At 54.6% G+C, this 9,506-nt stretch carries 11 protein-coding genes and 2 tRNA genes; 11 read left to right on the forward strand and 2 right to left on the reverse strand.

Features of this window, described 5'->3' with window-relative positions; genetic code table 11:
• The 5 genes from NZ705_11930 to NZ705_11950 all read left to right on the forward strand — a co-directional run.
• The coding region (locus NZ705_11930; GenBank protein MCS7293653.1) for a hypothetical protein at positions 1 to 196 on the forward strand (196 nt) is incomplete at its 5' end.
• A 67-nt stretch (positions 197 to 263) separates the two neighbouring features.
• Positions 264 to 779, forward strand: a complete 516-nt coding sequence (gene fldA / locus NZ705_11935) for a flavodoxin FldA (GenBank protein MCS7293654.1) — start codon at positions 264 to 266, stop codon at positions 777 to 779.
• A 456-nt stretch (positions 780 to 1,235) separates the two neighbouring features.
• A complete protein-coding gene (gene fabZ, locus NZ705_11940; protein ID MCS7293655.1) occupies positions 1,236 to 1,673 on the forward strand; it encodes a 3-hydroxyacyl-ACP dehydratase FabZ in 438 nt (145 codons plus the stop codon).
• Positions 1,673 to 3,118, forward strand: a complete 1,446-nt coding sequence (locus NZ705_11945; protein MCS7293656.1) for a deoxyribodipyrimidine photo-lyase — start codon at positions 1,673 to 1,675, stop codon at positions 3,116 to 3,118. Before fabZ ends, NZ705_11945 begins: the two co-directional genes overlap by 1 nt.
• Positions 3,119 to 3,131: 13 nt before the next feature.
• Positions 3,132 to 3,216: transfer RNA gene (locus NZ705_11950), tRNA-Ser, on the forward strand.
• Between the two features lie 41 nt (positions 3,217 to 3,257).
• On the opposite strand, the gene NZ705_11955 is transcribed toward NZ705_11950, so the two are convergent.
• Positions 3,258 to 4,814, reverse strand: a complete 1,557-nt coding sequence (locus NZ705_11955) for a YifB family Mg chelatase-like AAA ATPase (GenBank protein ID MCS7293657.1) — start codon at positions 4,812 to 4,814, stop codon at positions 3,258 to 3,260.
• Positions 4,815 to 4,889: 75 nt separating this feature from the next.
• Here NZ705_11955 and crtH point away from each other — a divergent pair, with 75 nt between their 5' ends.
• The 6 genes from crtH (at position 4,890) to NZ705_11985 (ending at position 8,922) form a co-directional block, all read left to right on the forward strand.
• Positions 4,890 to 6,377 (forward strand): carotene isomerase, encoded by a 1,488-nt coding sequence (gene crtH / locus NZ705_11960; protein MCS7293658.1) that lies wholly within the window; start codon positions 4,890 to 4,892, stop codon positions 6,375 to 6,377.
• Between the two features lie 65 nt (positions 6,378 to 6,442).
• Positions 6,443 to 6,595 (forward strand): chlorophyll a/b-binding protein, encoded by a 153-nt coding sequence (locus NZ705_11965; GenBank protein ID MCS7293659.1) that lies wholly within the window; start codon positions 6,443 to 6,445, stop codon positions 6,593 to 6,595.
• A complete protein-coding gene (gene msrA / locus NZ705_11970; GenBank protein MCS7293660.1) occupies positions 6,595 to 7,260 on the forward strand; it encodes a peptide-methionine (S)-S-oxide reductase MsrA in 666 nt (221 codons plus the stop codon). Before NZ705_11965 ends, msrA begins: the two co-directional genes overlap by 1 nt.
• A 19-nt stretch (positions 7,261 to 7,279) precedes the next feature.
• Positions 7,280 to 7,351, forward strand: a tRNA-Met gene (locus tag NZ705_11975).
• Between the two features lie 309 nt (positions 7,352 to 7,660).
• Positions 7,661 to 8,059, forward strand: coding sequence for a helix-turn-helix domain-containing protein (locus NZ705_11980; GenBank protein MCS7293661.1), 399 nt, complete (start codon positions 7,661 to 7,663; stop codon positions 8,057 to 8,059).
• 506 nt (positions 8,060 to 8,565) lie between these two features.
• The gene (locus tag NZ705_11985; GenBank protein ID MCS7293662.1) at positions 8,566 to 8,922 is read left to right on the forward strand and encodes a hypothetical protein; all 357 of its coding nucleotides are present in this window, start codon (positions 8,566 to 8,568) and stop codon (positions 8,920 to 8,922) included.
• Positions 8,923 to 9,301: 379 nt separating this feature from the next.
• Here NZ705_11985 and NZ705_11990 read toward each other — a convergent pair.
• Positions 9,302 to 9,506: hypothetical protein (locus NZ705_11990; GenBank protein ID MCS7293663.1), on the reverse strand; the 205-nt coding region annotated here is incomplete at its 5' end.

Raw genomic sequence — 9,506 nt, forward strand, 5'->3', positions numbered from 1 at the left:
AAAGTTGGGGATTACACCCTACTTTGCGGACACAGTTAAACTTCCCTATGGTACCTACACATCCCGTGCTTGGTTAGCCAATGCCCACTTTTTCCTAGCTTTTTTCTTCCTGCAGGGTCACTTGTGGCATGCGCTACGGGCGTTGGGATTCGATTTCCGACGAGTAGAGCGGGCTTTAAGTTCGTTGCAGGTTTAGAACGTTAACATTCCTACACGGCAAGGGAGAGGGGAGAACTTTTTATGGTGTTTTTTGAGGTGATTTCATGGCAAAGATTGGTCTGTTTTACGGTACGCAAACGGGCAACACGCAAAACGCCGCAGAGCAAATTCAAAAGGCGCTAGGTGGGCCGTCGGTGGTTGATTTAATTGACATTGCCAATGCTGATGTGGATGATTTTGCCAAGTACGAGTACATCATCATTGGTTGTCCCACCTGGAACATTAGTGAGTTGCAAAGCGATTGGCAGGGCTTCTACGATGAAGGACTAGATTCAGTTGATTTTAGCGGTAAAAAGGTGGCCTATTTTGGTTGCGGTGACCAGGTAGGCTATGCAGACAATTTCCAGGACGCCATTGGCATTTTGGAGGAGATGATTTCATCTCTGGGCGGCAAAACAGTGGGTTACTGGCCAATTGAAGGTTACGAATTCAATGCATCAAAAGCACTGCGAGGGGATAAGTTTGTTGGTCTGGCTTTGGATGAGGACAATCAACCAGAATTGACAGCCAAACGCATCCAAGCCTGGGCAGAACAGTTAAAGCGAGAATTTGGTCTGTAATGGCTTTGTTGGGGGGACGGATAAAGCTAGACTTTGTCCCCCTTCTAACTAGGCCACTTTAGTTTAGCTGGGAGACAATTGGAAAAGCAACAATGGGACTGTGCCCTGCGACCCAAGGGATGACAACTATAGATAACCTAGCCATATCACTATGCTGACACTACTATGCCCACTCGTCATTTGGTTGATGCTAACGGGATTTCTCACCGCCCTCTGTTTTGCATTTACTGATGGGGTGGAATTGCTCCAAAAACTGCATCGTGTTCCCTGTGACCGCTGCTACTACTTTTCGGAAGACCACCGCTTGAAATGCGCAGTACGTCCCTACCAGGCAATGACACCAATGGCGATTGATTGTCCGGATTTTATTGCAACAACACCCCGCCCTTGCCCTGCTAGTAAACGCTCGGAGGCAGGGTTGGTGTAGGATCAGAGGGCAAAGGCTATGGGCTGGGCATGGCAGACGTTTTGACGGTTGAGGGGATTCAAAAGTTGCTGCCCCACCGGTACCCGTTTTTGCTGGTGGACCGCATCGTGGAGTATGTGCCGGGGGAGCGGGCAGTGGGGATCAAAAATGTGACGTTTAATGAGCCGTTTTTCCAAGGGCATTTTCCTGGTCGGCCCTTGATGCCAGGGGTGTTGATTGTGGAAGCGATGGCGCAAGTGGGGGGCATTATTGTGATGCAATTGCCAGAAGCGCAAGGGCATCTGTCCGTATTTGCTGGTATGGATAAGGTGCGGTTTCGTCGGCAGGTCATCCCTGGGGATCAATTAGTCATCGAGGCCCAATTGCTGCGTGTGCGGATGGGACGATTCGGCCAAGTCCAGGGACGTGCTAGGGTCAACGGCGAGTTGGTTGCAGAAGGCGACTTGCTGTTTTCGTTGGTGGATTAATGCCCGATTTGATTCTCTTTTGGCACCGGCGGGATTTGCGCACTGAAGACAGTGTAGGTCTCTATAACGCGCGTTTGCGCACCCCCAAAGTCGTAGGTGTTTTTTGTTTTGACCCGAACATTCTGGGCCGAGACGATATTGCCCCAATACGGGTGTGCTACTTGCGAGAATGCTTAGCTGATTTACAACAACAATACCGGCGAGTGGGAAGTGAATTGTTGATAATGTGGGCTGACCCAACAGAGGCGATTCCCCGCTTGGCGCAGGCCCTAAAAGCCGCTGCAGTTTACTGGCATTGGGATGTGGAACCTTACAGTCAACAACGAGATAAACGGGTGATTCAAGCGCTGAACCAACGGGGCATTGCTCATCAGCAGTTTTGGGATCAACTATTGCATGCGCCGGCTGAAATTGTGACGCAAACGGGTCAACCCTACACGGTCTTCACGCCGTTTTGGAAAAACTGGTCACAACAAGTTAAAGCCAAACCCTATCCCCCCCTTCAGGACTGTATGGGTCTTACGGACGATGAACGTCAAATTGCTCAGGAAGCCGGCGCGATTCCTTTACCTACCGTGGAACAATTGGGCTTTTCTTGGTCAGGAACGTTGGATTATCCGATTGGGACAGCCGGAGCGAAAGGGTTACTCGCAGAATTTGGGCGTTCAGCAATTTATGCCTATCAAGAACAGCGCAATTTTCCCGCCATAGCCGGTACGTCCCGTCTGAGTGCAGCGTTAAAGTTTGGCGTCATTGGTATTCGGACGATTTGGCAATTTACTCAGGATTGTTTACGGGATTTTCCGGGCAATGAATCGGTGATAACTTGGCAACAAGAACTGGCTTGGCGCGAGTTTTACCAACACGGTATGTATCACTTTCCCCACCTGGAAACTCATAGCTACCGTGCTAAATTTGATGCGTTTCCTTGGGAGAATAACGAAACGTATTTCCAAGCCTGGTGTGCTGGGGAAACAGGTTATCCGATTGTTGATGCTGCGATGCGCCAGTTGAACCAAACGGGCTGGATGCATAATCGTTGCCGCATGATCGTTGCGAGTTTTTTGACCAAGGACCTGTTGATTGATTGGCGCTGGGGCGAACGGTATTTTATGCAGAAGTTAATTGACGGGGACCTAAGTGCCAATAATGGCGGCTGGCAATGGAGCGCTTCGGTGGGCATGGACCCACGCCCGTTGCGTATTTTTAATCCCAATACCCAGGCGGCGAAATTTGACCCCGAGGCGGAATACATCTATGCTTGGGTGCCGGAGTTACGCTCTGTCGAGATCGCCCAAGTTTTGAGTAATCAGATGACTCCTCTAGAGCGGCGCTCCCTGGGGTACCCAGAACCGATCGTTGACCATGCTAAACAACAGCGACGATTCCAACAGAAATACCAGGCCCTGAGTAGAACCACCGCGAAAGAGATGGGAACGGTATAATATTCGTCACGCTGGAGAGATGGCCGAGTGGTCGAAGGCGCAGCACTGGAAATGCTGTGTGGGGCAACTCACCGTGGGTTCGAATCCCACTCTCTCCGTTGCGCCCATTAAGTCGCAGTCCCGCTGTTGGTTTTGGCTATCACGCACTGGCGCCACTCCACCGCTCCAGCGACCGGTACTGAATGGCTTCTTGGACATCTGCCCAATCCAAGTAGGGACTGGTTTTGCCCTTGAGGTCGGCAATCGTGCGGGCGACTTTCAACAACCGGTCCATCCCCCGCGCCGAGAGTCCCAACCGGCGAATCACCTGCTCCAAACGGGTCATATCCTGCGGGTTTAATTGACACCAGCGGCGAATGTGCACCGGTTGCATCTGGGCGTTGCACTGGATCGGCGACCGTTCCCCAAACCGCTCCCGCGCCAGTTGCCGCGCCTTTTGCACCCGCGCGCGCACGGTTGCCGAATCTTCTCCCGTCGGTTGTTGCACCATTTCCTCTGGCTTCAAGCGCCCCACTTGCACCTGCAGGTCTATCCGGTCCAGCAACGGCCCTGACAATTTGCCCCAGTACTGCTGGCGCTGGTGGGGGGTACAGGTGCAAGGCTGCACCGGGTCACCGTAATACCCGCAGGGACAGGGGTTGGTGGAGGCCACCAGGGTAAACCGCGCTGGAAAGGTCACTGTCTGGCGCGCTCGGGACACGGTCACCCGCCCGTCCTCCAAAGGCTGGCGCAAAAACTCCAGCACGTCCCGCTTGAATTCGGTCAGCTCGTCGCAGTACAGGATGCCATGATGGGCCAGGGACACTTCCCCTGGTTTGGGGATGCTGCCGCCACCGACGAGAGCCGGTCCCGACGCGGAATGGTGCGGACTCCGAAAGGGGCGTTGATTCACCAAAGCCCCCCGCTCCGGCAACAAACCCGCCACCGAGTAGATCTGGGTAACCTCCAGCGCTTCCTGCAAGGTCATGGGCGGGAGAATCCCGGGCAATCGCCGCGCCAGCATGGTCTTGCCACTTCCAGGCGGTCCTACCAGTAGCAGGTTGTGGCCTCCAGCAGCGGCAATTTCCAAGGCCCGCCGCGCGAGATGTTGGCCCTTGACATCCCGCAAATCCAGCCATGTCTGGTCGTTCGGGCGTTGAAGTTCCTGCCAGGGGTCTACCCGCACGGGTTGCCACTGCTCCGGCGACTGCAGCAGCTTCACGACTTCCTGGAGATGCTCACAACCATATACCTGTAACTCCTGAATCAAGGCAGCTTCCCGCGCGTTGGCCATTGGCACCACCAGGCGCGTGATGCCCAACCGATGAGCCGTTGCAGCAATGGGCAATACTCCCGTTACGCCCCGCAGCGACCCATCCAGCGACAACTCCCCTAAAAACAGCGTGCTCGCAATCGCATCGGCATCCACGCGTGCTTGTCCCGATGCCAGCAAAATGGCAACGGCCATGGGTAGGTCAAACCCTGGGCCTTCCTTGCGCAGGTCAGCTGGGGTGAGATTCACCACCACCTTGCGCTGGGGCACGGCAAACCCAGCATTCTTTAGCGCCACCCGCACCCGTTCCCGCGCTTCTTGCACTGCACTGTCTGGCAATCCCACCACAACAAACCCTGGTAGCCCAGGGGCGATGTCCACCTCAACGCCAACCCGAATTGCCTCAATCCCCAGCAGGGCAGCGCTCCAGACGCGCGTGTGCATCGTTTACCCCGTGCTTTTCCCTCCAGTGTAATCTGGGCGCAGTACACTAGGAGAGCGGGAGCGGGGAGACGCAAGGTGGCCCAATGGGATGTCATCGTTATCGGAGCTGGGATTGGGGGCTTGGTCGCTGCCACCCAGTTGGCTCGCCGGGGCGCTAGCGTTTTGGTGCTGGAGAAATATCTCATCCCTGGTGGGAGCGCCGGTTATTTTGAGCGCAATGGCTACCGGTTTGACGTAGGCGCTTCCATGATTTTTGGGTTGGGCACCCAGGGCACCACCAACCTGCTCACGCGGGCCTTGGTGGCGGTGGACCAAAAGCTGGAGGCGATTCCCGACCCCGTGCAGGTGCATTACCATTTGCCGGGAGGCCGACAGGTGCGGGTGCATCGGGATTATGAACAGTTTTTGGCGGAATTGACCCAGCTTTTCCCCCATGAAAAAAGCGGTATCCGCCGCTTTTATGACGAGTGCTGGCGCGTGTTTCACTATCTCAATTCCATCGAACTGTTATCTTTGGAAGAACCCCGTTATCTGTTCCGGGTTTTCGTGCAAAATCCAGGCGCTTGCCTGGGTTTGGCCCGCTACTTGCCTTGGAATGTCGGTCCCCTTGCCCGCAAGTACCTCCGCGACCCCGAACTGCTGAAATTTATTGACCTGGAGTGTTATATCTGGTCGGTGGTGCCGGCGGATTTAACACCGCTGATCAACGCGGGCATGGTGTTTTCCGACCGGCATTACGGGGGGATTCACTATCCGAAAGGGGGTGTGGGTCAAATCGCGCAAAAACTAGTGGCGGGCCTGCAAAGATACGGCGGTGTCATTCATTACCAGAGCCGTGTGACTCGCATTGTCTTGGAAAAAGGGAAGGCCGTTGGCGTCGAACTGGCTAGCGGCCAATGTTACCGCGCCAGACGAGTGATTTCCAATGCCACTCGCTGGGACACCTTCGGTGGCTTGTTGCCGGACGTTCCCCCCGCCGAGCAGCGCTGGCGCCGCCGTTATCAGCCATCTCCCAGTTTTTTGAGCTTGCATCTGGGCGTCAAAGCCACTGCCATTCCCACGGCCACGGCCTGTCATCACGTGCTACTGGAAGATTGGGGGTCCATGACCGACCCTTACCAAACTCTGTTTGTCTCGATTCCCACCGTGCTAGACCCGGACTTGGCCCCGCCGGGCTATCACATCGTCCATGCGTTTACCCCCTGCTGGCTGTCGGATTGGGCGCATTTATCCCCCAAGGAATACGAGCGTCAGAAGGAAGCGAAAGCCGGCCAAGTGATTGAGCGCTTGATGCGGCTGTTCCCCCGGTTGGATCAGGATTTGGACTACATGGAGGTGGGCACGCCCCGCACTCACCGCCGCTTTCTAGGACGCAAGGATGGCACCTACGGCCCAATGCCCCGGCGCGTTTTACCTGGACTGCTTCCCATGCCCCTCAACCGCACCTGTATTCCTGGCCTGTACTGCGTAGGCGATAGCACCTTTCCGGGCCAAGGTCTCAACGCAGTGGCGTTTTCCGGCTTCGCCTGCGCCCATCGGGTGGCTGCTGATCTAGGCCTTTAAGAAATGTTGCAAGATTGTGAATTTTTCGTTAACTTGTTAGCAGGAAGGTTTTGGGAGCAACGGCGATGGAAAATCAGGAGCGGAATTTGTGGAACTGGGGGTTTACGGCTGGAGCAGAGAACTGGAACGGTCGGCTGGCGATGCTGGGGTTTGTATCAGCCCTGGTGATAGAAGCGCTTAGCGGCCAAGGTGTGTTGCATTTCTTGGGATTGTTGTGATGGCGATTTTTGGTCTTGGCAAAAAACTGGTGATGCCCCGACCAGAGGAAGCGCTGCCTGGTCGGGCAACTCCCATGCCCGTGCCGGAGAGGCATTACGTCAATGGCAATCCCCTGAAACCGCCCTATCCTGACGGTCTGGAGCTGGCGATGTTTGGCATGGGGTGTTTTTGGGGGGCTGAGCGTAAGTTCTGGCAATTGCCAGGCGTGTATGTAACGGCAGTTGGGTATGCTGGCGGTTACACGCCCAACCCTACTTATCAGGAGGTTTGCACAGGTCTGACGGGCCACAACGAGGTAGTGCGGGTGGTGTTTGACCCCCGCCAGGTCAGTTACGCCACCTTACTGAAAATCTTTTGGGAGAATCACGACCCAACTCAAGGAATGCGCCAGGGTAATGACGTGGGCACCCAGTACCGTTCGGGAATTTACGTCTATTCCCCAGAGCAGCGGCGCTTAGCTGAACGGTCGCGCGACCTGTATCAGCAGGTATTGCAAGCTGCTGGGTATGGCCCAATTACCACCGAAATCCTGGAAGCCCCCGAGTTTTACTACGCTGAAGCCTATCATCAGCAGTACTTAGCCAAAAATCCCGGCGGCTATTGCGGGCTAGGGGGTACAGGCATTCCCTTTCCCGTTGAACAACTAGCCTTGGCTGGCGAGTAGGCTAAAATAAAGCGTTAGCGGCTCAGTAGCTCAGCGGTAGAGCAGGGGACTCATAAGCCCTTGGTCGTGTGTTCAAATCACACCTGAGCCATAGGTATACAATTGTACAATCCAGAATTATCTGACACCAATCCAAAATTGATGTCCACGTCAAGTTCCCTGTGGGAGTATCTCGCCTGGGTCATGAGTCCCCCGCTCCTTTCACCCATCCCTCAGCACATTGCTCTTAGCCACTCCACGAAGGCAGTTACCCACCTTCCGAGCGGGAAGATGGCTGCACCGAGTGTGTCTTTCCACCAACCTAGTACACACTATGCCCATCTGTCAATAAAGACAGATAGACACAGTGACTACCTTTCCCATAAAATGGGAGACACCAAACCACACGTGGTTTTTAGAGATGAGCACCTACGAAGGGGTTTACGAAAACTCCCACCAGGAAACCCAGTGGTCCGCCGATGAGCGCCAGCGATTCGCTGACCTCATTGACCGCCTGATGGTAGTGGATGAGAACGGACGCAAGATGAGTCAGGACAGCTTCGGCGCTATCTTTGGGGTGCGGGGTAGCACCGTCCAAGCGTGGGAGAAGGGTAGTATCCCGGAAACCCTGAAGTTGAAGAGAATCGCCAGCTACATTGGCTGGACCCTGGATGATATGGTTTTCTACCTGAAAACAGGCAAAGAACCGAGCCAAAACCAGGTAGAGCGCATGATTTCTGAGATTTACACACTTCCCCGACGTTCAGTAGCAAGGGTGATAGAAGCCGCTGGCCGCTATCTGGCCGAGTGCCAAATGTGACCAACCCAAACAGACTTGCCAGCGAACTGTATCACTAGCATTGTGACCAAGAAACCCAAAACTTCGACTACAACGGACTTTTGGGCGAACTGTATCATTTGTATCATCTGTATCATGCAAAAAAGGGCTTTTTGTATCACTGCTATACCAAATAAGCAAATTCTATCAATCTGCAACAAAAATTTACATTTAGGAGTCCAGCCATGAGCCAGCAGTGCCCTCGATGCGGCGCGAGATTAAAGGTCAGCCCCAAAGGCGAAGCCTACTGTCCCATGCCTAATTGCCGGTGGCCCAGGGCCGTTCCCAGTTCCAGCGGCATTCGTATTCCGCAGCTTCGACTTCCTTCGCGAAAACAGCTAATCGGCAGCGCTGCTGGAGCTACTGCCATTGCTCTGGGGTTAGGCTACCTAGCCTGGGAGCGGCTTCCACCTTTTCAGGGCGGGCGGTGTACCCGCACCGAGGCACGCCTGTTAGAACAGAAGCTAAAGCCCATTTACGAAAAATTCGTGGACCAGGTACGTGTTGCCAGTGCCACCAGCCGGATTGCTCTCCCCCCACAAATATCGGCTTTACAAGAGACGCAACGACAGCTTAACAGCGAGAAGTGGCCTGAATGTGCGAAGCACGCCATTGAAAGGCTTAACGAAGGGATGAGTGAGACAATCAATGGATTTTTGAGCTTTGCCGCCAACGAACCAGATTTGTTAGTCCAGATCCACATCAACAGAGGGCAGGCGCTCCTCAGTTCTTTCCGCACTGGTTACTTTGCCCTGGTGGAAGGGCGCAAATACAGAGTCGAAGACGGTTCCGCTTTGGAAGAAACCCTCAGAGAAATGGAGCAGGGACTAAAGCAGCAGAAGTAGTGGCGGCGCAGGTTGGAACCGATAGATTAGGCCCAGCCAGTGGCCTGATTGATAAGTTTTGCTTAGCCCCCAACTCTCGAAATTTTTACAGCAGGCGTTTCAAATTCTCCAAAAGTGCGAAACACCCTTCCAAGTTTGGTGCAGTACACGCCAGAGCTGGAAACGCCCGCCAGCAAGCCGTTTCAGTTCTTCCCGCTTCTTCCCACTTCTTCCAGGTTGGATCCAAATTCAAATGAAACGGTACAACGGTTCTACTGCGTACCACTACGGTTGAATGTCCATCAGCCGTACCCCGCCGCCACTTCCTTGAGTGTGTCCAGGTCAATCTGTATCAGGTCCTTGCGCAGCGCCCAGATGGCCGCATCCCGCAGCAACATGTCTAACCGCCGGTCTTTTCTCGCAGCAGCTTCAGCGTCTCCTTGCGCGTCAAGTTTGACGGCGACGGCAAGCGGAGAATCTGCGCCTCCCAAATGCCCACCGCCTGCTCAAACTCAACCGGATTCAGCACGCCCATGCGAAACTGGGCCAGAAACCGGTTCTTAACTTGCTCATCCCGGTTGATCACAACATCGAGCCGGTCGGTG

This window comes from Gloeomargarita sp. SKYB120 (assembly GCA_025062155.1).
In the GTDB taxonomy this organism is placed as follows: domain Bacteria; phylum Cyanobacteriota; class Cyanobacteriia; order Gloeomargaritales; family Gloeomargaritaceae; genus Gloeomargarita.